Source organism: Peristeroidobacter agariperforans, assembly GCF_004138335.1.
In the GTDB taxonomy this organism is placed as follows: domain Bacteria; phylum Pseudomonadota; class Gammaproteobacteria; order Steroidobacterales; family Steroidobacteraceae; genus Steroidobacter; species Steroidobacter agariperforans.
On sequence record NZ_RYFW01000001.1, the window covers coordinates 878823 to 900733 of the forward strand.

18 protein-coding genes are annotated in these 21911 nt (G+C 62.4%); 6 read left to right on the forward strand and 12 right to left on the reverse strand.

Translation table 11 applies throughout. From position 1 onward, the window contains the following. Nucleotides 1-240 precede the first annotated feature (240 nt). Complete coding sequence (locus EK373_RS03830) at nucleotides 241-2571, forward strand: penicillin acylase family protein (protein WP_157994205.1); 2331 nt, start codon at nucleotides 241-243, stop codon at nucleotides 2569-2571. 1 nt (nucleotide 2572) lies between these two features. Here EK373_RS03830 and EK373_RS03835 read toward each other — a convergent pair whose 3' ends face one another. From EK373_RS03835 to EK373_RS03845, 3 genes are all read right to left on the reverse strand, one after another. Further along, nucleotides 2573-4639, reverse strand: a complete 2067-nt coding sequence (locus EK373_RS03835) for a response regulator (RefSeq protein ID WP_129641406.1) — start codon at nucleotides 4637-4639, stop codon at nucleotides 2573-2575. 8 nt (nucleotides 4640-4647) lie between these two features. Beyond that, complete coding sequence (locus tag EK373_RS03840; protein WP_407676185.1) at nucleotides 4648-9051, reverse strand: response regulator; 4404 nt, start codon at nucleotides 9049-9051, stop codon at nucleotides 4648-4650. Between the two features lie 103 nt (nucleotides 9052-9154). Beyond that, on the reverse strand, nucleotides 9155-9577 hold the full coding sequence (locus tag EK373_RS03845) for a response regulator (protein ID WP_129641408.1): 423 nt from the start codon (nucleotides 9575-9577) through the stop codon (nucleotides 9155-9157). A gap of 347 nt (nucleotides 9578-9924) precedes the next feature. Between EK373_RS03845 and EK373_RS03850 the strand changes: the two genes are divergently transcribed. Continuing rightward, on the forward strand, nucleotides 9925-10326 hold the full coding sequence (locus EK373_RS03850; protein WP_129641409.1) for a response regulator: 402 nt from the start codon (nucleotides 9925-9927) through the stop codon (nucleotides 10324-10326). Between the two features lie 10 nt (nucleotides 10327-10336). Here the strand turns inward: EK373_RS03850 and EK373_RS03855 are convergent, their stop codons facing one another. Together EK373_RS03855 and EK373_RS03860 are read right to left on the reverse strand one after the other, a co-directional pair. Further along, nucleotides 10337-10519, reverse strand: a complete 183-nt coding sequence (locus EK373_RS03855; RefSeq protein WP_129641410.1) for a hypothetical protein — start codon at nucleotides 10517-10519, stop codon at nucleotides 10337-10339. Between the two features lie 255 nt (nucleotides 10520-10774). Beyond that, nucleotides 10775-11404 (reverse strand): nucleotidyltransferase family protein, encoded by a 630-nt coding sequence (locus EK373_RS03860; protein WP_129641411.1) that lies wholly within the window; start codon nucleotides 11402-11404, stop codon nucleotides 10775-10777. Between the two features lie 94 nt (nucleotides 11405-11498). Here EK373_RS03860 and def point away from each other — a divergent pair, with 94 nt between their 5' ends. Genes def through EK373_RS03880 form a run of 4 tightly spaced genes read left to right on the forward strand, consistent with a single transcriptional unit; the run spans nucleotide 11499 to nucleotide 14422 of the window. Next, nucleotides 11499-12032, forward strand: a complete 534-nt coding sequence (def, locus tag EK373_RS03865) for a peptide deformylase (RefSeq protein ID WP_129641412.1) — start codon at nucleotides 11499-11501, stop codon at nucleotides 12030-12032. Nucleotides 12033-12072: 40 nt separating this feature from the next. Continuing rightward, a complete protein-coding gene (gene gabD / locus EK373_RS03870) occupies nucleotides 12073-13551 on the forward strand; it encodes an NADP-dependent succinate-semialdehyde dehydrogenase (protein ID WP_129641413.1) in 1479 nt (492 codons plus the stop codon). Further along, entirely contained in the window at nucleotides 13551-13994 is a 444-nt protein-coding gene (locus EK373_RS03875; protein WP_129641414.1) for an OsmC family protein, read from the forward strand. The genes gabD and EK373_RS03875 overlap by 1 nt, the downstream gene beginning before the upstream one ends. Then, nucleotides 13991-14422, forward strand: a complete 432-nt coding sequence (locus EK373_RS03880; protein WP_129641415.1) for an OsmC family protein — start codon at nucleotides 13991-13993, stop codon at nucleotides 14420-14422. Before EK373_RS03875 ends, EK373_RS03880 begins: the two co-directional genes overlap by 4 nt. Nucleotides 14423-14466: 44 nt before the next feature. On the opposite strand, the gene EK373_RS03885 is transcribed toward EK373_RS03880, so the two are convergent. The 7 genes from EK373_RS03885 to EK373_RS03915 form a co-directional block, all read right to left on the reverse strand. After that, nucleotides 14467-15648: a multidrug effflux MFS transporter gene (locus EK373_RS03885; RefSeq protein ID WP_129641416.1), complete on the reverse strand. Its 1182-nt coding sequence runs from the start codon at nucleotides 15646-15648 to the stop codon at nucleotides 14467-14469. Further along, the gene (gene fghA / locus EK373_RS03890; RefSeq protein ID WP_129641417.1) at nucleotides 15645-16490 is read right to left on the reverse strand and encodes an S-formylglutathione hydrolase; all 846 of its coding nucleotides are present in this window, start codon (nucleotides 16488-16490) and stop codon (nucleotides 15645-15647) included. Before fghA ends, EK373_RS03885 begins: the two co-directional genes overlap by 4 nt. A gap of 27 nt (nucleotides 16491-16517) precedes the next feature. After that, nucleotides 16518-17627, reverse strand: a complete 1110-nt coding sequence (locus EK373_RS03895) for an S-(hydroxymethyl)glutathione dehydrogenase/class III alcohol dehydrogenase (RefSeq protein ID WP_129641418.1) — start codon at nucleotides 17625-17627, stop codon at nucleotides 16518-16520. Between the two features lie 70 nt (nucleotides 17628-17697). Next, complete coding sequence (locus tag EK373_RS03900; RefSeq protein ID WP_129641419.1) at nucleotides 17698-18492, reverse strand: phosphatase PAP2 family protein; 795 nt, start codon at nucleotides 18490-18492, stop codon at nucleotides 17698-17700. 24 nt (nucleotides 18493-18516) lie between these two features. Beyond that, on the reverse strand, nucleotides 18517-19728 hold the full coding sequence (locus EK373_RS03905; protein WP_129641420.1) for an ABC transporter permease: 1212 nt from the start codon (nucleotides 19726-19728) through the stop codon (nucleotides 18517-18519). Continuing rightward, nucleotides 19728-20444: an ABC transporter ATP-binding protein gene (locus EK373_RS03910; RefSeq protein ID WP_129641421.1), complete on the reverse strand. Its 717-nt coding sequence runs from the start codon at nucleotides 20442-20444 to the stop codon at nucleotides 19728-19730. The genes EK373_RS03905 and EK373_RS03910 overlap by 1 nt, the downstream gene beginning before the upstream one ends. Nucleotides 20445-20449: 5 nt before the next feature. Continuing rightward, nucleotides 20450-21892 carry an efflux RND transporter periplasmic adaptor subunit gene (locus EK373_RS03915; protein WP_129641422.1) on the reverse strand — a complete coding sequence of 481 codons (1443 nt, stop codon included), beginning with the start codon at nucleotides 21890-21892 and terminating at the stop codon, nucleotides 20450-20452. Between the last annotated feature and the right edge of the window lie 19 nt (nucleotides 21893-21911).

Consider the following 21911-nt stretch of genomic DNA (forward strand, 5'->3'; position numbering starts at 1 on the left):
AGGGGTGAAGCCGACCGGATGGCGGCTGAGATGGACGCGCACTCTACCTTGATTGACGCACTTTGACGAGCGCAATTCCGCTTTGGCGACGACCTGCCCGCACCATGGGGCCGACTTCCGGGAACTCAAGAGGCGGGAATGGCCCGTTTGCGTGAGTGTGGCCCTGAAGGCAAAGCGCTGGAGGGAGCGACGTTGTAATTTTGCGGGATCGATGTGCGCAATCTTGGGGAGGAAATGGACATGACTTCTCGAATCCATCGAACAGCTCGAAGCGCGGCGCTCATGTTGGCCTGTGCAACTGTTACCGTCGGTTGTAGCAAGCCCCCGTCGAACGACGCGGCGAGCAAGGAACGCTACAACGCCATGGTGCGCTGGACAGCTCACGGTGTACCTCATATCAAAGCCGACGATTGGGGCAGCCTCGGCTACGGCTTCGCATATGCAGTCGCTACTGATGCCGTGTGCACGCTGGCCCGTGAGTTTGTGAATGCGCGAGGCGAACAATCCAAGTTCTTCGGCCCGGAGGAAGGCCGCCTGGAAGCCGACATCTTCCATAAATCGGTGATCACCGAGCAGGCGCTCGCTCACGCAGCCGCGCGCGTTCCGGAGCAAATGGCCGATCTTCAGGCAGGCTACGTCGCGGGATACAACCGTTATCTGGCGGACCACACTGGAGAGCAACTCCCCGCGAGTTGTCGTAACCAGCCCTGGGTCAGGCCGATCGAAGCCGCGGACATGGCACGCATGGGCATCGGCGTCGGCATTCGCTATGGCCTCGGCCGCTCGCCGGCAGCAATCGCCAACGCCTCGCCTCCCGAGAAAGATAAAAAGGTCACGTTCGGCGCGCCGCCTGCCGCCGAAGACGCGACGATGTATGGCTCGAACGCCATCGCCTTCGGCAAGCAGGCGACCGTGAACGGCAAAGGCTTGATGTTGGGCAACCCGCACTATCCCTGGTCCGGCGGAAGCCGCTTTCACATGGCGCATCTCACCGTACCGGGCGAATTGGACGTCATGGGCGTCGGGCTGATCACCACGCCCTTCGTCAGCATCGGCTTCAACCACGATGTCGCGTGGTCACACACTGTGTCCACGGGGTTGAGATATACGCTGTACGAATTGACGCTCGATCCCAAGGATCCGCTGGCTTATCGATATGGCGACGAGACGCGCAAGCTCACATCGCGAGCGGTGGGCATCGACGTGAAGCAGCCGGACGGCTCGGTGAAAGGCGAAGAGCACACGACTTACTACAGCCACTTCGGCCCGATGCTCGAGGACAACGATCTGCCATGGACCCGCGAGCGAGCGTACGCAATTCGCGATTCCAATCTCGATAACAACCGGTCCACGGAGCAATACCTGAAGTTTGCACGCGCCAGGTCGGTTGCAGACATGCTGGCGGCGATGCAAACGTCACAGGGTGTCGCCTGGGTGAACACCATCGCGGCCGATCGACAAGGCACAGCTCTTTACGCAGATCTCTCCGTCGTGCCGAATGTGGATGAAGCGATGCTCGAGGCCTGCGCGAGCACGACGGTGAAAAAGTGGGGACCGTGGCCGGCGGTAGTGATGCGCGGCGCGCCGGATTGCGAGTGGCGCATCGATCAGCGCGCTCAACAACCGGGGATTCTGCCGGCCGAACAGTCGCCGCACTTGGTGCGCGACGACTATGTGACGAACTCGAACGACAGCTATTGGCTGTCCAATCCATCGCAACCGCTGGAAGGCTATTCGCCCATCATCGGGCCGGAGCGGACGGAGCGCTCACTGCGCACGCGTGCGGGCCTCGTGTTCGTGAACGAGGTATTGAAGGCCAAGCAAGCGAACCGATTCGATGCGCAGCGCCTGCAGGACTTGTTGTTCAGCCATCGTAATTTCGGCGCCGAGTTGTTGCTCGATGACGTGCTGGCGATCTGCAGGCGCGAGCCGAAGAGGGTGAAGGTGGACAAGAGCCGCGTCGATGTGACTAAAACTTGCGAAGTGCTGGCGGCGTGGGATCGAAGGCAAGACGTTACGAGTCGAGGCGCGCAGGTGTGGACGGAAGCATGGCCGCTGATGAGCACGACGCCGAATCTGTGGGCCGTGCCGTTCGACGCGAAGGATCCAGTGAATACGCCGAGGCAGATCGATGCGAGCGACGCGAAAGTGCGGGAAGCTGTGATGCTTGCGTTAGCGACGGCGACGCAGAAATTGAACGAGGCGCAGATCGCGCTGGACGCGCCGTGGGGCGAGGTCCAATACACGGAGCGCAATGGCGAAAAAATCGGCATCCCGGGCGGGGCACACGCGACGGGGATGTTTAGTATGGTGCTGGCAAAGCTGCAGCCGGGCAAAGGCTATACGCCCATCGTCACGGGCAATAGCTGGATGCAAGTAGTGACGTGGAACGATCGGGGCGAAGTGGATGCGAGGGGTCTGCTGTCGTATTCGCAGTCAGAGGAACAGGATTCGGCGTTTGCGTCCGATCAGACGAAGTTGTATTCGATGGGGCAGTGGTTGAAGTTGCCGTTCACGGAGGCCGAGATTGCTGCGGATACAGTGCGAAGCCTGGAGTTGAAAGGCAGCTGACTCACGCTCTCGCGCGAACAGGCAACAGCCCGCGCAACTTGCTGCGCAGGTCAGCCTCCCGATACGGTTTAGCCAACATATCCGCGCCCTTCTCGGGCGCGGCGTACGAAGCGGAGTAGCCGGTCGCATACAACACTGGCAACTGCGGCCGACGCTCCCGCGCCAGGCGACCAAGCTCAAAACCGTTCATGCCGCCCGGCATGACGATGTCGGTGAACAACAGATCGATCTCCGACTCCCGATCGACGATATCCAAGGCGCGGGCGCCGTTATCCGCTTCGATGACGTTGAACTGCAGCTCCTTCAGCATTGCCGCCGTGACGGCGCGAACGCCAGCATCATCTTCGACCAGCAGAATGGTTCGGTCGTGTCCGGAGAGCGACAGGTCTTCGCCAACCCCGGCCGTTATGCTCGATACGGCATCTGTGCGCGGCAAGTAGATTCTCACGCAGGTGCCGCGGCCCGGCGTGCTGATGATCTTTACGTGGCCGCCGGATTGTTTGACGAAGCCATACACCATGCTCAATCCCAGGCCGGTGCCATGGCCCATGCCCTTGGTGGTGAAGAACGGTTCGAGCGCGCGCTCCAGCACATCGGGCGTCATGCCGGCGCCCGTATCGGTGACGGACAGCAACACGAACTCGCCTTCCGGCAGATCCTGATCGCGCTCGTTTCGACTGACGTTGCGGGCTTCAATCGTCAGTGTGCCGCCTTCAGGCATGGCGTCGCGCGCGTTGACGGCGAGGTTGATGAGAGATGACTCGACCTGCGCCGGATCGGCCAGCACATTCCACAAGTCGTCATGCACGAGCACCTCGATCTCGACACGCTCGCCCAGCGTGCGACCCAACAGCTTCGCGATATTCCGACTGACCTCGCCGAGATTCACGGCGCTCGGCTGCAATGGCTGGCGGCGAGCGAACGCCAACATACGACGCGTCAGTTCGGCGCAGCTCAAAGCGCCAGTAAGCGCCATCTGCGCGCGGTCGAAGTTGCGGCCCGTGCCTTTGAGCGCGCGAGCCAGCGAGTCGAGATTGCCGATTACGACGGTCAGCATGTTGTTGAAGTCGTGCGCGATGCCGCCGGTCAGCTGACCCACGGCTTCCATCTTCTGCGACTGGATGAGCTGCTGCTCGACGCGACGGCGATCGGTGATGTCCAGGCAGCTGCCGAAGATTTCGAACGGCCGGCCGTCCTGGCGGTTCAGCACGGCCCGATCCAGGAACCAGCGGTGCGAGCCGTCGGCGCAGATCCACCGGTATTCGGTCGACATGCCGCCGACGGTGGGAATCATCGCGACTTCGTTGAGCACGCGCTCCCGGTCGTCGGGATGGATGTTATCGACCCAGAGCTGCGGATCTTCGACGAATAAATGCGGCGCGAAGCCGATCAAATCGGCGATCACATCGCTGATGAAGCGCGGTCCGGAGAACCCCGAGTCGATCGAGGCGCTGTACAGCGCGATGGGAAGCGAGCGCACGATGGCTGCTTGCCGCTCCTCGAACTGGCGCAACTGCCGCTCGGCTTCGAGCTTCTCCTGACGGATACGGAAGTTCTCTTCCTGCAGGAAGCGTTCGAGCGCGGCTTTGCGCTCCACCTCCGCGCTCTTGCGGTACAAATCGACCAGCACCGCGACCTTGGAGCGCAGGATCACCGGATCGACCGGCTTGAACACATAGTCGACGGCGCCCATCGAATAGGCGCGCGCGATGTGCTCGTCGTCGCGATCGATGGCGCTGACGAAGATGATGGGAATGTGCCGCGAGCGTTCGCGACGGCGGATCAGCTCAGCCGTGGTGTAGCCATCGAGCCCCGGCATGTTCGCATCGAGCAGGATGACCGCGCACTCCTCGCGGAGCAGGAACCGAAGTGCGTCCTCACCCGACGCCGCTTCGACGACCGTTTCCTCGAGCTCGGCCAGCACCTGCGCGAGCGCGAAGCGATTGTTCGGCTCGTCATCGACGATGAGGATGGTCGCGCGCATCGGCAGCGCCGGCAAAGTGCCAGTAGCGTCCAACGCCGGCGCTTCCTCGTGAGCGCCAGCAACGTGCGGGCCCAGGGCCTGCATGCCTCTGTTCAAACGCGCCGCAGCCACACGCGCATCATCGAAACCAGCTGATCGACATCAACCGGTTTGGAGATATATTCGGACGCGCCGGCTTCGATGCATTTCTCGCGGTCGCCCTTCATGGCCTTGGCAGTGATCGCGATCATCGGCAGCTTGCGGAAACGGTCGCTGTTGCGGATCTGTCGCATGGTCTCGTAGCCATCCATGTCCGGCATCATGACGTCCATCAGCACCATGTCGATGCTGGGAGTGTCGTTCAACATGGCAATGCCTTCGCGGCCGCTCTCGGCGTGCAGCACTTCGATGTCGTGCTGCTCGAGCACGCCGGTCAGCGAGAAGATATTGCGGATATCGTCGTCGACGATGAGCACTTTGCGTCCCGCGAGCCCGGGTTCGCGACGGCGCGCTTTCTCGATGATCTGGCGCTGATCGTCCGGCATGCCCTCGACGTGGCGATGCAGGAACAGCGCGGTCTCATCGAACAATTGCTCATGGGACTCCGGGCTCTTGAGAATGAAGGACTCGACCAGGTTGCGCAGCTTCGCTTCGTCGGCCGGGTTGAGGTCCTTCGCGGTGTGAATGATCACCGGCAGGCGGCGCGAGGTGTCGCGGCGAATGGTCTCGATCAGCTGCACGCCGTCCATATCCGGCAGCACCAGGTCGAGCACTACGCAATCGAACTCCTTGGTTTTCAGCGCCTTCAGCGCCTCGCGACCGTTCGTCACCCGCGTCAGGTGCACGTCGCCGTTGCCGATGAGCTTCTGGATCTCGCCGCTCTGCAGGTCGTCATCCTCGACCAGCAGCAGTTCCTTCACCTTGCGCGCAATGAAATCTTCTGTGCGCGACAACGCCTGCTGCAGGGTGGCGTGGTCCACCGGCTTCTCCAGCACCGAGAAGGCACCCATCTGCAAACCACGCTCGCGCGGGTCATCCACTGAGATGATGTGAATCGGAATGTGCCGTGTCTCGGCGCTGCGCTTGAGAATGTCCAACAGACGCCAGCCGTCCATGTCCGGCAAGTTGATATCGAGCGTGATGACGGACGGATTGAACCGCCGCACCAGGGGCAGCGCGCCACTGCCGGTCGCGGACACGACCGCCTTGAAGCCGCGATCGTGCGCCAGGTCGAGCAGAATGCGGCCGAACTTCGCATCGTCTTCGATGATCAGCAGCACGCGGTCGCCCGGGTGAATGTTCTGTCGATCGTCGGTGAGCTCGGACGCGACCAGCAGCGGCGTCGACTCGCGACTCACCACGATCTGCGACGGCGCATGGGTGTGCAGGAGCGTGGTCGGCTGCACCGGAGTGTGCGTCACCGGCGCCTTCGAGAAATCGTGGGTCATCGGCAGGTACAGCGTGAACGTACTGCCAACGCCGGGCTTGCTCTCGACCATGATCTCGCCGCCCAGCAAGCGACAGATCTCACGGCTGATGGACAAACCGAGGCCAGTGCCGCCGTACTTGCGACTGGTCGTGCCGTCGGCCTGCTGGAACGCTTCGAAGATCACGCGCAGCTTGTCCGATGCGATGCCGATGCCCGTATCGTGCACCGAGTACGCCACCACGGACGACGCCGAATTGAGCGATTGATTGCCCGGATTCCAGCCGTTGCTGGCGCGATAGATGGACAGCTCGACGCCGCCCTCGTGCGTGAACTTGAACGCGTTCGACAGCAGGTTCTTCAAGATCTGCTGCAGCCGTTTCTCGTCGGTGATCATGGTTCGCGGCAGCGACGGATCTACCTCGATCTTCAGCTGCAGCTTCCGGTCGCTGGCCACCTGCTCGAAGCTGCGCTGTAGGTTGTCCACCACTTCGGCGAAGTGCACGGTGCTCACATCGAGGGTCACCGTGCCCGACTCGATCTTCGACAGGTCCAGAATGTCGTTGATGAGCGCCAGCAGCTCGGTGCCCGCGCGATTGATGGTCTGCGCGAACTCGATCTGCTTGCTGGTGAGATTGGCGTCGGCGTTGTCGGCGAGCAGCTTGGAAAGGATCAGCAGGCTGTTGAGCGGCGTGCGCAGCTCGTGCGACATGTTCGCGAGGAACTCCGACTTGTATTTGGACGTGAGCGCCAGCTGCTCGGCCTTTTCCTCGAGCATCTCCTTGGCGCGCTCCACTTCCTGGTTCTTCGCTTCCACCTGCTTGTTCTGCCACGACAGCAGGTTCGCCTTTTCCACCAGCTCTTCGTTCTTGGCGCGCAGCTCCTCCTGTTGGGAGCGCAGCAGGTCTTCCGACCGCTGCAGCGTCGTGGCCTGCTGCTCGAGCCGGTCGTTGGTCTTCTTCAACTCTTCCTGCTGGCTCTGCAGCTCGCCGGTGAGCAACTGCGACTGCGCGAGCAGCGCTTCGGTCTGCATGTTCGCGGCCAGCGTGTTGAGCACGATGCCGATACTTTCCATCAGCTGATCGAGGAACAGCGTGTGAATCGTGCTGAAGCGCTCGAACGAGCCCAATTCCAGCACGGCTTTCACTTCGCCTTCGAACAGCGCGGGCAGCACAATCACAGTGGACGGCTTCGCTTCGCCGAGGCCGGAAGTAATGCGCATGTAGTCGTGGGGGGCATCGGTCAGCAGCATCGATCGCTTCTCGACTGCGCACTGGCCGACAAGGCCGTCGCCCAACCGCAACCGCGGCGGCGGACGTCGACGGTTCGGCGCGGCATAGCTCGCCACCAGCTCCAGAATGTTTTCTCCGCCATCCTGGCGGGTGAGATAGAACAGCGCCTGATGCGCATTCACCAGCGGCACCAGCTGCGACAGGATCAGGTTCGAGACGTGGCGAATATCGCGCTGGCCCTGCAACAGTCGGTTGAAGCGCGCGATGTTGGTCTTCAGCCAGTCCTGCTCGTTGTTCTTCTGAGTCGTGTCCTTGAGGTTACGAATCATCTCGTTGATGTTGTCCTTGAGCGAGGCCACTTCGCCCGAGGCTTCCACCGTGATGAACCGTGTGAGATCGCCCTTGGTCACGGCGGTCGCGACTTCGGCGATGGCGCGCACCTGCGTCGTGAGGTTTGCGGCGAGCTGGTTCACGTTGTCGGTGAGGTCGCGCCACAAGCCGGCGGCGCCGGGCACGCTTGCCTGGCCGCCGAGCTTGCCTTCAGTGCCCACTTCGCGCGCCACGTTCGTCACCTGGTCGGCGAACGTCGCGAGCGTGTCGATCATGCCGTTGATGGTGTTGGCCAGCGCGGCGATCTCGCCTTTCGCTTCCACGACCAGCTTGCGCTTGAGATCGCCGTCGGCCACCGAGGTCACGACCTCGGCGATGTTTCGCACCTGGCCGGTGAGGTTCGCGGCCATGTGGTTCACGTTGTCCGTGAGGTCCTTCCAGGTGCCGGCGACGCCTTCCACTTTCGCCTGGCCGCCGAGCTTGCCTTCGGTGCCCACTTCACGCGCCACGCGCGTCACTTCGGACGCGAACGAATTGAGCTGGTCCACCATCGTGTTGACGGTGCTCTTCAGCTCCAGAATTTCGCCGCGCGCATCGACGGTGATTTTCTTGGAAAGGTTGCCGCTGGCCACCGCGGTGGTGACTTCGGCGATGTTTCGCACCTGGCCGGTCAGGTTTGCGGCCATGTGGTTCACGTTGTCGGTGAGGTCCTTCCAGGTGCCGGCGACGCCTTCCACCTTCGCCTGGCCGCCGAGCTTGCCTTCGGTGCCCACCTCGCGCGCCACGCGGGTCACTTCGGAGGCGAACGAGTTGAGCTGGTCGACCATCGTGTTGACGGTGTTCTTCAGCTCCAGCATTTCACCTTTGACGTCGACGGTGATCTTCTTGGAAAGGTTGCCGCTGGCCACCGCGGTGGTGACTTCGGCGATGTTTCGCACCTGGCCGGTCAGGTTCGCGGCCATGTGATTGACCGAGTCGGTGAGGTCCTTCCAGGTGCCGGCGACGCCTTTCACGTTGGCCTGACCACCCAGCTTGCCTTCTGTACCCACCTCACGCGCGACGCGCGTCACTTCGGAAGCAAACGAGCCGAGCTGATCCACCATCGTGTTCACGACGGTGCTGATGCGGAGGTATTCGCCTCGCATCGGCCGGCCGTCGACCTCCAGATTCATGGTCTGCGACAGGTTGCCGTTCGCGACGGCGCCGATGACTCGGGCCACTTCGGACACCGGATACGCCATCTCGCCGACCAGGCCGTTCACCGAATCGATACATTGCGACCAGCTGCCGCTGGCGGTATTGAGGCGGGCGCGCTCGGAGATGCGACCTTCGCGGCCGATCATTTCGCGCAGGCGGGCGAACTCCCGCGTCATGGAGTCGTTCAGCTCGACGACATCGTTGAAGGCCGTGGCGATTTCGCCATCGATGCCGGCCAGATCCATCGGCATGCGCACCGAAAAGTCGCCGCGCTTCAACAGGCGCAAGGCCTTGAGAATGTCGCCGCGTTCCAATGACGATGTCGTATCAATTACAGCTTGGGCCATTAGCTCACCCGTCGACGTTTCTTGGCGGGAGGGCGCTGGTTCTCGCGGGAATCGCTCGACTGCGCGCCTGCAGTCGCAGCCTCCCGGATCAGATCTGTGACGGCAGCTGTGCCACTGCCGCTGTCAACGCTCGCTCCACATCCGCTTCTGTATAAGGCTTCGCGAGGAAGCCCAGAGGTTGGGCGTCCTTGATCCGCTCACCCAATGAAGCCAGGGGCGCTCCAGTCATGAGTAGGGCGGGAATTCCATGGCGCGCGCGCAAGGCGACGGCCGCATCGATGCCGTCCCCGCCGTCCCCGGCCAGGCCGACATCCACGATGGCCAGGTCCGTTGGCGTGCCCGCGGCAAACGCCAGGGCAGTTCTCAACGACGGGGCGATACCGCTGACTTCATGCCCCAGATCCCGCAATACGCCTTGCAGGAACAGGCTCACCAGCGATTCGTCCTCGACTATCAGTACACGCAATACGCGCGGAGCGGCCGTTGCGGAGGGATCGGAATTCATTTGCATGCGATGAGCACGTCCACCGCGCCGCTACTCCCGGAAATGTGTTGCGCCAAAAACGACCCGTGGGGGTGTCACGCCCTACTGCACCCGAACTCGCGGCACCTTGAGAATATGTCGTTGTTTCGAGTCAGGTCGCGACGCAGACCACCCAATGCGCCGCTCGTGTAGAAAGTTCCGCGCTGCCACGGTATGACGGCAAATATGTCCTTGAAAATCTTACACGAGGTGCGTTATGACGTACTTTCCTCAGGCTTTACCGCGGGTTATACGCTCGACCCCACGACTGCAGTACACTTCGCCGCTTGGCGCAAAACGGATCGCATGGCAGAGCCACGCAACAACCACAACCCATGACAGATCAGCACTCGGGACCCGCTAGCATTCTCATCGTCGAAGACGAGATGCTGGTGCGCATGTTTGCCGTGGATGCCCTCGAAGATGTGGGTTTCCAGGTACTACAGGCGGGGGACGCCGGCGAGGCGACCGCCGCTCTGGCCGACCAACCGAATGTCCTGGCGGTCATCGTCGATATGGGCTTGCCGGATCGACCCGGCGATCAGCTCGCGGCGGAAATGCGGGCCAAATTACAGAATCTGCCCATCCTCATCGCCAGCGGCCGCAGCGAGCGCGAGCTCAAGGACAAGTTCGCGGCGGACAAGCGTATCGGCGTACTGGTGAAACCGTACACGGCATCGATGCTCATCGGCGCGCTCGCATCGTTGGGCGTAGCAGCGCCGTCACCACAGGACTAGCCATCGGCCGTCAGTGGCTCCGGCTCCATTCATCGGGCCGGTTCTGCTCCTTCACCCGTTGCGGGTTCGCCGCCTCGCCTTTGCGATAGCCGCGCTCGAACAGCCGCTTGCGGAACACGAAAATGGTCAACGCGATCGCAAGCACGATCAGCCCTATGACCCAAGCCAGATGCTGTTGGAAGAATTCCTGCATGGCGCTTACCTCTGCGAATGTGCTGAGGTAAACGGCTGAGCGACTGGCGATGTTTCCGCCGCCGGCAGGAGTCGCTCAACGTTTGCGCTTGGCGCGCATCCAAATGACAGCAATCACGAAGGCAACCAGCAGCAGGATGATGACGACGCGCAAGGAACTCTCGTTAAGTGAATAGCGATCTTGTTGGTAGCGACTTCGATCGAAGAAGCATTTCAACCAGTTGCACTTTGCTGAGCGCAGGGTACTCGATTACTCCTAGCTTCCGTACCCCACGCTGTAGGCCGATTCCCCGGCCCGCTGGAAGCGCTCGTTCAGCAGGGCTAGATCTTCCGGCGTATCCAGGTCGATGGCCGCGTTGGCCATGGGCACGCGGACCAGACGGTAATTGTTACGTTCGAGCACCATGCGCGCGCCTTGATCGCCGCGCAACTCGGCCAGCTCGGAAAAGCTCAAGCGTGGAAAGATCGCCGGAACGCCGACGCGCTGCTCATACACGCTCGCCGCAATCATACTTTCCTCGCCCTTCCATGCGCTCACCAGGCGCTTGAGATCGTCGGCGGTCACCGCCACTTGATCGCCCAGAAGCACCATCGCCGCCTGGCATCCGGGCGGCAGCGATGCGACTCCGAAGCGCAGTGACGACGCCATGCCCTCTTCCCAATGACGATTGACGATCACCGATGCCGGCGAATGCGCCAGCAAATGAGTCATCTCTTTCGCGTGCGCACCCACAACGACAGTGACGGCATGGCCCGCGACGGCCACCGCATTGGAGACGACGATGTGCAGCGCCGGCCGGCCGGCCAGTTTCACCAGTTGCTTCGGCTGGCCCAGGCGCCGGGACGCACCGGCGGCCAGCACCAGGACATGAGGAGGAGCGGACATGGGGTGACAGTGGGATGACAGGCGTTTTGGGTCAAGCTCCAGGGCGCGGGGCGATACTATACTGGTATCTCACTCCACTCCTGCGCGACGAGTTATGTCGGTCCGACCGGTCTTGAGAATGGGCGATCCCGTGCTGCTGCAGGTAGCGAAGCCTGTGGAGCGCTTCGATACGCCCGAACTGCACGCCCTGCTGCAGGATATGAAAGACACCATGGCCGCGCTGAACGGGGCCGGCATCGCAGCTCCGCAAATTGGCACGTCTTTGCAAGTCGTGATCTTCGGCGTGGGCAAGAATCCCCGCTATCCGCAGGCCGAGGAAGTGCCGTACACGGAGCTGATCAATCCCGTGCTGGAGCCGCTCACCGATACGATGGAAGAAGGTTGGGAAGGTTGCCTGTCGGTGCCGGGCATGCGGGGCCTGGTGCCGCGCCATACCAAGCTGCGCTATCGCGGCTTCGACCCCAAGGGCGAGCCCATCGATCGCACGGTGGACGGTTTTCACGCACGCGTCGTGCAACACGAGGTCGATCACCTGCACGGCATCCTCTATCCCATGCGCATCCGCGATCTGCGCAGTTTTGGCTTCAACGAAGCTTTGTTTCCCGGTCAGCAGCTGGTCGACGACTGAAGTCGCCGCGCTGCCCTCTTATTTCCCGCCGGAGCATTTCATGGCCGCCGCCCCTCAAAGCACGCTTTCCCTTCGCGATCCGAGTCTGTTTCGCCAGCAAGCCTTCGTCGCTGGGCGCTGGGTAGATGCAAGCGGCGGCGAAGTGAAGCAAGTCCTCAATCCCGCCAATGGGCAACTGATCGGCACCGTGCCGAATTGCGGCGCCAAGGAGACCCGTGAAGCCATCGAGGCTGCGGATAAAGCGCTGCCCGATTGGCGTTCGCGTACTGCGAAAGTGCGCGCGCAGCTGTTGCGCAAATGGTTCGATCTGATCATGGCGAATCAGGAAGACCTCGCCGTGCTCATGACCGTCGAGCAGGGCAAGCCATTGGTGGAAAGCCGCGGCGAGATTGCTTATGGCGCGGCGTTCATCGAGTGGTTTGCGGAAGAAGGCAAGCGCGTCTATGGCGATGTGATTCCGTCGCACGGCCCGGACAAGCGCATCGTCGTGCTCAAGCAGCCCATCGGTGTGTGTGCCGCGATCACGCCTTGGAATTTCCCGACCGCGATGATTACTCGCAAGGTCGGCCCGGCACTCGCGGCGGGCTGCACGATGGTGATCAAGCCGTCCGAACTGACGCCGTACTCGGCGCTCGCATTGTGCGTGCTGGCCGAGAAGGCGGGCCTGCCTGCCGGCGTCATTTCCGTCGTCACGGGCGATTCGAAGCCCATTGGCGGTGAGCTCACCAGCAATCCCCTGGTGCGCAAACTGACGTTCACGGGCTCCACCCCGGTCGGCAAGCTGCTGATGTCTCAGTGCGCGGGCACGGTGAAGAAGGTTTCGTTGGAGTTGGGCGGCAACGCGCCGTTCGTGGTGTTCGACGACGCGGACCTCGAAGCGGCGGTCAACGGCGCGATCGCGTCGAAGTATCGCAATGCTGGCCAGACCTGTGTTTGCGCCAATCGCATCTACGTTCAGAGCGGGATCTACGACCGCTTCGCCGCGCGTCTCGCCGAGAAGGTGGGTGCGATGAAGGTCGGCAATGGCCTGGATCAGGGCACGATCATCGGGCCGCTGATCGAAGACAAGGCGGTCGCAAAAGTCGAAGAGCACGTGCGCGATGCCGTGAGCAAGGGCGCCAAAGTTGTCGTTGGCGGCAAGCGCGTCGAAGGCGGCGGACATTTCTATGTGCCGACGGTGTTGACCGGGATCAAAGCCGACATGCTCGTCTTGCGCGAGGAAACATTCGGCCCGGTGGCGCCGCTGATGAAGTTCGAGACCGAAGAAGAAGTCATCCGGCTGGCGAACTCCACGGAGTTCGGCCTTGCTTCTTACTTCTATACGCGTGACATCTCCCGCGCGTGGCGCGTGGCCGAGGCGCTGGAGAGCGGCATCGTCGGCATCAACGAAGGCATCATCTCCACCGAAGTCGCACCGTTCGGCGGCGTGAAGGAAAGCGGCATCGGCCGCGAAGGCTCCAAGTACGGCATCGAGGACTACCTCGAGATCAAGTATCTGTGCATCGGTGGAATCAATTGATGAAAGCACGCGTCAAGTGGGTTCAGGACGTGATGTTCGTCGGCGAGTCCGGCTCGGGACATTCCGTCGTCATGGACGGCGCCCCGGACGCAGGCGGCCGCAATCTCGGATTCCGTCCGATGGAGATGTTGCTGCTCGGCCTGGGGGGCTGCTCTGCCTTCGATGTCATGCTGATCTTGAAGCGTGGTCGTGAGGCGGTCACCGATTGCGTCGTCGACATCGACGCCGAACGCGCCACCACCGATCCGAAAGTGTTCACCAAGATCCAGATGCACTACACCGTGATGGGTCACGCCCTCGACCGTAAAAAAGTCGAACGCGCCGTGCAGCTGTCGGCCGAGAAATATTGCTCGGCCAGCGCCATCATGGCGAAGACGGCGCAGCTGTCGCACACCATCACTCTCGTCGAGTCTCAACCTACTCCCACTGGAGCAACGGCATGAAACGCACCGCATCCGCCGTCTGGAAAGGCGGCCTGAAAGACGGCAAGGGTTCGATCTCCACCGAAAGCGGTGTGCTCAGCGATACCCAATATTCCTTCTCGACCCGCTTCGAGGAAGGCAAAGGCACCAACCCCGAAGAGCTGATCGCCGCGGCTCACGCCGGATGTTTCAGCATGGCCTTGTCGGCGCAGCTGCAGGCGGAGACCAAGACGGCCGAGAAGATCGAGACCGAGGCCGCGGTCACTTTGGTGAAAACCGATGCCGGCTTCACCGTCACCGCCGTCCATTTGAAAGTCCGCGCCAAGGTCCCCGGCGCGACACCTCCCGATTTCCAAAAGGCCGCCGAAGCCGCCAAGGCCGGCTGCCCGATCTCTCGCCTGCTCAAGGCGGAGATCACGATGGAGACGAAGCTGGAAGGCTGGACCTGACCGGACAGCGGCGTTAGCTCGCCGGAGTTAACGCCTGCGCCAAGCTAGCAAAGCGTGCGACGGACCCACAGATAACACAGCAACGCGAGCGACGCGCCCGTTGCCATGATGGCCGCGAGTGTGTGCACGGTGCCGTCGTTGAAGATGGCGACCGCGATGCCGGCGCAAGTCGTTAGAGCGGATTGCGTAGCACCCATCAACGCCGAGGCGGTGCCGGCGGCGCGGCCGTGAGGGGCGAGGGCGAGAGCAGACACGTTGGGACCGACGCGGCCGACGGTGAGAAAGAAGAGAAGCTGCAAGCCGACAACCACGTAGAGCGGCAGAGCAAATAACAGGCTCAAGGTAAACAAAGCGAGCCCGAGCAGTGGCGACGCCCACACGTAGCGGCCCAGCACTTGACGGGGGCCCAATGTCCGCAGGGCGCGCATGTTCAAGATGCTGGCCGACATGAAGGCCAATCCATTCAACCCGATGAGCGCACCGAACTGCTGGGCCGACAGCCCATAGTTCTGCGTGATCACCTTCGGCGCGCCGGTGACGTAACAAAACATCGACGCCATCGAGAAGCCCAGCAGCAGAGACAGCGCCATGAAGTGACGATCGCGACTCAGCCGCCCGTAGTTGCGGAGAATGTCCCCGAAGCTCACGGAGGTATCGCGCGTCACATGCGACTCCGTGAGCACCCGGTGCATGGTCAGCATCAGCACCAGCGCGATGCCCATCTGCACAACGAAGGTCGCACGCCACCCGAGATAGGTGACGATCACGCCGCCAACCGCGGGCGCGAGCACCGGGCCTAGCGCGACAATCATTGTCAGCGTAGTGAAGGCGCGAGCCGCTTCGTGAGGCTCACAGCGATCGCGCACGATCGCCCGGCCGATGACCAAGCCCGCACACCCGCCCAACGCCTGCACGACGCGCATCGCCGTCAGCATCGTCATGTTGACGGCCAGCGCACACCCCAGCGCGCCGATCATGTAAACGGCAAACCCGAAATACAGTGGCGGCTTGCGACCGAAGCGATCGCTGATCGGACCGTAGAACAGCTGCCCGACCGCGATGCCCACGATGAAAGCCGCCATCGTGACTTCGACGCCACGGGTGGCGAACTCCTGCTCGATGGCGGGAAAGCCGGGCAGATACATGTCGATCGAGACCGGCCCGATGGCGGTCATCGCAGCGACGAGTATCAGCCAGCCGGGTAAGCGACGCGGCGATCGGCTCACGAAGTAATCAGTTGCCTCGCGTGATGCCGCAGATGATCTTCCATGAACGTGGCGATGAAGTAATAACCGTGGTCGTAGCCCGGATGCATGCGGAACTGCAACTCACTGCCCGATTCACGCACGGCGTCCGCAAAAATATCCGGCTTCAACTGCTCGGTGAGGAATTTGTCGCGAGCGCCCTGATCGATGAGGATGGGGCGCGCGTAACGCTCCCTGCGAATCAGCTCGCTGGCGTCATATTGCTTCCATTGACTCTGATCCGCGCCCAGGTATCCGCCAAACGCTTTTTGCCCCCACGGACACTCCATCGGCGCCGAAATCGGCGCGAACGCCGAGACCGACCGATATTGGTTCGGATTACGCAAAGCGCACACCAGCGCACCATGGCCACCCATCGAGTGACCAAAGATCCCCTGACGATCCGCACGACCCGAGCCAAGCGACTGAACGATCTCCGGCAGCTCCTTGGTCACATAGCTGTACATGCGATAGTTCTGCGACCACGGCGCCTGGGTGGAATCGACATAGAAGCCGGCGCCGAGTCCGAAATCCCAACTGGCGTCGTCACCAGGCTGCCGCGCCTTGCGCGGGCTGGTGTCCGGCGCAACCAGCATCAAGCCCAGCTCGGCGGCGACGCGCTGCGCGCCGGCTTTCATCATGAATGTTTCTTCAGTGCAGGTGAGGCCGGCGAGGTAATACATCACGGGGACTTTGCCCTGCTCCGCCTGTGGCGGGACGTACACGGAAAAACGCATCTCCGTGCGACACTCGCGCGACTCGTGCGAATAGAAACGCACCCAGCCACCGAAACAGGCGTGCTCCGAAACCAGATTGAGTGTCATGACCGCGCCCTCTCATTCAGGTTGGAATCAATAGATCACCACCGAGCGGATCGATTCGCCCGAATGCATCAGGTCGAACGCTTTGTTGATGTCATCCAGCGGCATCTGGTGCGTGATCAGCTCATCGATCTTGATCTTGCCGTCCATATACCAGTCGACGATCTTCGGCACGTCGGTGCGGCCGCGCGCACCACCGAATGCCGTGCCTTTCCACACGCGGCCCGTGACCAGCTGGAACGGACGCGTCTTGATTTCCTGACCCGCGCCGGCCACGCCGATGATGATCGACTCGCCCCAGCCGCGATGACAGCACTCCAGCGCCTGGCGCATCAGATCGACGTTGCCGACACACTCGAAACTATAGTCCGCGCCGCCATCGGTGAGCGATACGAGATAAGGCACCAGATCGCCCTGCACTTCCTTCGGGTTGACGAAGTGAGTCATGCCGAAACGTTCGGCCAGCGCCTTGCGAGCCGGATTGATATCCACGCCGATGATCTTGTTCGCGCCAGCCAGGCGCGCGCCTTGAATCACATTCAAGCCGATGCCGCCCAAGCCGAACACGACGACGTTGGCGCCCGGCTCGACCTTGGCCGTGTTGATGACGGCGCCGATGCCCGTCGTGACACCGCAGCCGATGTAACAGACCTTGTCGAACGGCGCGTCCTCGCGAATCTTCGCGAGCGCGATCTCCGGCATCACGGTGAAGTTGGAGAACGTGGAGCAGCCCATGTAGTGATGCACCCTGTCCTTGCCGATGGAAAAGCGGCTGGTGCCGTCGGGCATCACGCCCTTGCCCTGCGTGGCGCGAATCGCCGTACACAGGTTCGTCTTTTGGGACAGGCACGACTTACATTGCCGACACTCCGGCGTGTACAGCGGGATGACGTGATCGCCCTTCTTCAGCGTCGTTACACCGCGGCCCACGTCGACCACGACACCGGCCCCTTCGTGACCGAAGATGGCCGGGAACAGCCCTTCCGGATCGGCGCCCGAGCGCGTGAATTCGTCGGTATGACAGACGCCCGACGCCTTGATCTCAACCAGCACTTCGCCGTCGCGCGGCCCATCCAGGTCCAGGGTCAGGACTTCGAGGGGCTTGCCAGCGGCAAGGGCAACGGCGGCGCGAGTTTTCATGTCGGATTGCTGGTGTTATTGATTGAGGACTCGAGGATTGTCCTCCTTCGCGCCGGGCCGCGCCACCCGCCTAAAAGCGCAGCTGTACCCGAAGCACTGCGCCTTCATCGACCACCTGCACAGCCAGCGCCGCATTCGATTCGGACAGACCCATGAAGGCGTCGTTGACGAACGATGCGATGAAATTGCCGAGCGCCATGCTGAAGAGCGTATCCGCCGGGTAGTGCCATCCTGCTTCGATACGAGCCCACGATGTACCGATGGTCAGCGCGTGCAATCCAACGTCGAGGGTAGTGCGCGTGGCGTCGGACATTTCTATCGACTGCAAATTGCGAGATGCGAGTCGTGTGTGTACGGCGGACGCGGAGGTGTGGCCGGAGGGGAAGCTTTCGCCGTCGGCGCCGTTCGGCCGCTCGCGATCGAACTCTTCCTTCATTACGTTGGTGATCTGGCCGGTCGCGCTCACGGCTGCCACGCCGACCAATGTTCCTTTGACCTTGTTGAACAGCCACTCGCCGGGCTCGCCGCCGCTCGGCGTGGCCAGTATGGTGGCGTAATGAGCGAAGCTGGACGCGGAGCGCAGGTCGTCGCTCCATTGTTCGGCGCTGCTCTGTGAGCCGAACACCGGCGTGTGCTCGCGCGCCCAATCGGAGGTGCGTCGGTCGAAGTCGTCGATTTGAAAAGCGGCAGCGCCGAGCAGCGGCCCCCAGGTCCAGGGATCCTTGACGGCATCAACGGCAGATTCGCGGACGCGATCCCAACCGGGCGTCAGCGTCGCCTCTTCACCCCAGCCCTTGCCATCCGGCAACGTCCCGCAGGCGGACAGCAGCAGAGCACACAAGATGATCGCAGAGCGTGATGGCATGACCGTCACTCATCTGGATCCCCACTACTCGTGCCGCAAAGCCTCGATGGGGTCGAGCTGCGCGGCGCGCCGTGCAGGGAAATAACCGAAGATGATGCCGACCGCCGCCGAGAAGCCGAAGGACAGCATCACGATGCCCACGTTGAGTACGAACGGCACATTGAAGGCGTGAGTGGCGAGCGCACCGGCCGTCAATCCCAATGCGATTCCAATGATGCCGCCGAACGCGGCTAGCGTGACGGCTTCGATCAGGAATTGCAGTAGTACATCTCGCGCCATGGCGCCCACCGCCAGTCGTGTACCGATTTCACGCGTTCGCTCGGTGACGGAGACGAGCATGATGTTCATGATGCCGACGCCGCCGACCAGCAGGCTCACCGCCGCAACGGCTGCCAGCAAAGTCGTGAGCACGCGTGTGGTCTGAGTCATCGCGCTGCTGATCTCCTTGAGATCGCGCACGTTGAAGTCGGGATCGGCGCCCGGACGGATCTTGCGCCGCTCGCGCATCAGCGATTCGATGTCGGCCTGTACTTTCTCGGTCGACACGCCATCGCGCGCCGACACCATGATGGAGCTCACGTCGGAGTTGCCGACCACGCGCCGTTGGATGGTTCGCAGCGGCACGACGACCAGGTCGTCCTGATCCTGCCCGAAACCCGACTGGCCTTTCGACGACAAGGTGCCGATGACCTGACACGACAGCTTGTTCAAGCGGATGTTCGCGCCCAGCGGATCTTCCGAGCCGAACAGCTCGCGCTGCACGGTGGCGCCGAGAATGCAGACGGCGGCGCCGGCGCGCAGCTCGGACTCCGAAAAGTTACGGCCGCTGGCGAGCGGCCAGTCACGCACCGATATGTATTGATCGTCGGTGCCTTGAACCTGAGTCGCCCAGTTGGAATTGCCGTAGATCGCCTGCGTGCCCGTGCCGATGGTCGGGGTCGCGGTACGCACGCCGGATATTTCGTTCTTGATCGCTTCGACGTCGTCCATGGAAAACGGCGGAGCCGCCTGACGCGAACCGCCGCCGCCGCCGAAGCCCTGCCCGCGAAATACCTGAAGCAGATTGGAGCCGAGCTTTTGAATATCCGCCTGCACCTGCGCGGTGGCGCCTTCACCGATGGTGACCATGGTGATGACCGCGCCGACGCCGATGACGATGCCGAGAATGGTCAGCGTCGAACGCAATACGTTCCGGCGAATCTCTCGCAACGCGAGGATGATGGCGTTACCGAACATTAGTGTTCCCGCACCGGCTCGTTGGCCTGATCGCTCTCGATGTGGCCGTCGCGAAAGCGCACGATGCGACGGGTCCAGCCAGCGATGTCGGGCTCGTGCGTGACCATCGCGATGGTGATACCGCGCTGCTCGTTCAAACTTGTCAGCAGCTTCATGATTTCGACGCTGGTCGCCGTATCGAGATTGCCGGTGGGCTCGTCCGCGAACAGCACTTGCGGCTGAGTCACGATGGCGCGCGCAATCGCGACGCGCTGCTGCTGACCGCCGGACAGCTGACTGGGAACGTGAGTCTCACGGCCACTGAGTCCGACTTCCTGCAAGGCCTTGCGCGCCAGTGCATGGCGCTCTTCTTTGGGAACATGTCGATACACGAGCGGCAGCTCGACATTCTCCAGCGCCGTCGTGCGACTCAGCAGATTGAAGCCCTGGAACACGAAGCCCAGATAATTCCGGCGCAACAACGCGCGTTGATCGGCGCTCATGTTGCCGACCGGCACGCCGAGAAATTTATAAGCTCCACCGCTCGGCGTATCGAGGCAGCCGAGTATGTTCATGCACGTCGATTTGCCGGAGCCGCTCGGTCCCATCACGGCCACGAACTCACCCGCGTTGATGCGCAGGTCGATGCCACGCAGCGCGCGCACCTCACCTTCGCCGTGACCATAGATCTTGGTCACCTGCGAGAGGTCGATGACCGGCGTCGGGCTCGAAGGCATGCCGGTCACGGCGCAGACGTCCCGGAGTCCGTGATGACCTGAGTGCCCGGCTCGAGTTTGCGCTCGAAGGCCTTTTGCATTTCCTCCGGTGTCATGCCCGGAGGCGCATTGCCATTGCCGCCGCCCATGCGAACAGCCCCGCCTTCGGGAGCATTGGGCGGACGCTCGAACGGCAGCACTTGAGTCATGCGGCCATCGGTCGCGCCCGCCCGGAACATCACCAGCGCCGGCTTGCCATCTTCCAGAATATAAGCACGGCCCATGCGGCGTCCGGTGCCCTTCTGCTGTTGTCGAGGACCACCGAAACGCATTCTCGGCATGATCGCCGACAACGGGCCGCCGCCTGGCGCGGCCGCGGCAGAGTCGGCGGTTTCCGGGGAGAAGCGCAGCGCCGCGTTCGGCACCAGCACCGCGTCCTGGATATTCGTTGTGACGATCTCGGCGGTCGCCGTCATGCCCGGGCGCAGCAGCAACTCGGGGTTGTCCACTTCGAGCACGGTTTCGTAAGTCACGACACCCGTGGACGTCGCGCTCGCCTGGCTGGAGCTGCTCGAAGAAGAAGACGCCTTGGTGTTGCTCGACGCAAAATGAACCTGAGTGATGTGCGCCGAGAATCGACGGTTCGGATATGCGTCGACCGTGAACGAAGCTTCCTGACCGATTTGAACCGAGCCCACGTCGGCTTCGTCCACCGACACGTGCAATTCCATCTTCTTCAGGTCTTCCGCCATGATGAACAGCACCGGCGCTTGCAGCGAAGCGGCGACGGTCTGACCTGGCTCGACCGACCGCACCAGAATCACCCCATTAATAGGAGAGCGCAGCTCGGTCTTGCCGAGATCGGTGCGTACGGTTTCCAGACTTGCACGCGACTGCGCAACCGCCGCCTTCGCAGCCGCCAGCTCACCATCAGCACGCGCAACCGCGGCTTCCGCTACATCCATATCCTGTTGCGAGGGCAGCTTGTTGCCGCTCAGCTCTCGCACCTTCAGCAAGCGCGCGATGTTCGCTCGAGCTTCTTTGGCGCTCGCATCCGCCTGCAACACCCGCGCTTCGGCCGAAGCGAGCGAGCTTTCCTGCTGTAGCACCTGCGCTTTCAAACGAGTCGTGTCGAGCGATGCGAGCACCTGGCCTGCTTTGACCTCGTCGTTCACGTCGACATTCACTTTCGCGACCGTGCCGGACAGCTCGCTGCCGATCTCGACCTGATTCCTCGGCTCGAGATTGCCGGTCGCCGTGACCGTGACGGTCAGATCGCCTTTGACCACCTCCTGCGTCGTGTAGGTGACCTCTTTGCTGTCGCCGCGACCGAAAGTGAAATACGCCGCCGCGATGATGACGAGCGCGATCGCTGCCGATTTGAGGTAGCGCTGCCACGCCGGCGCAGCGTCGAGGCCTTCTCGCAACGTGCGCGAGAGATCGGTGGAGTTGGTGGTTTCGGTATCCATGCGGGCCTTGCAACTGCGC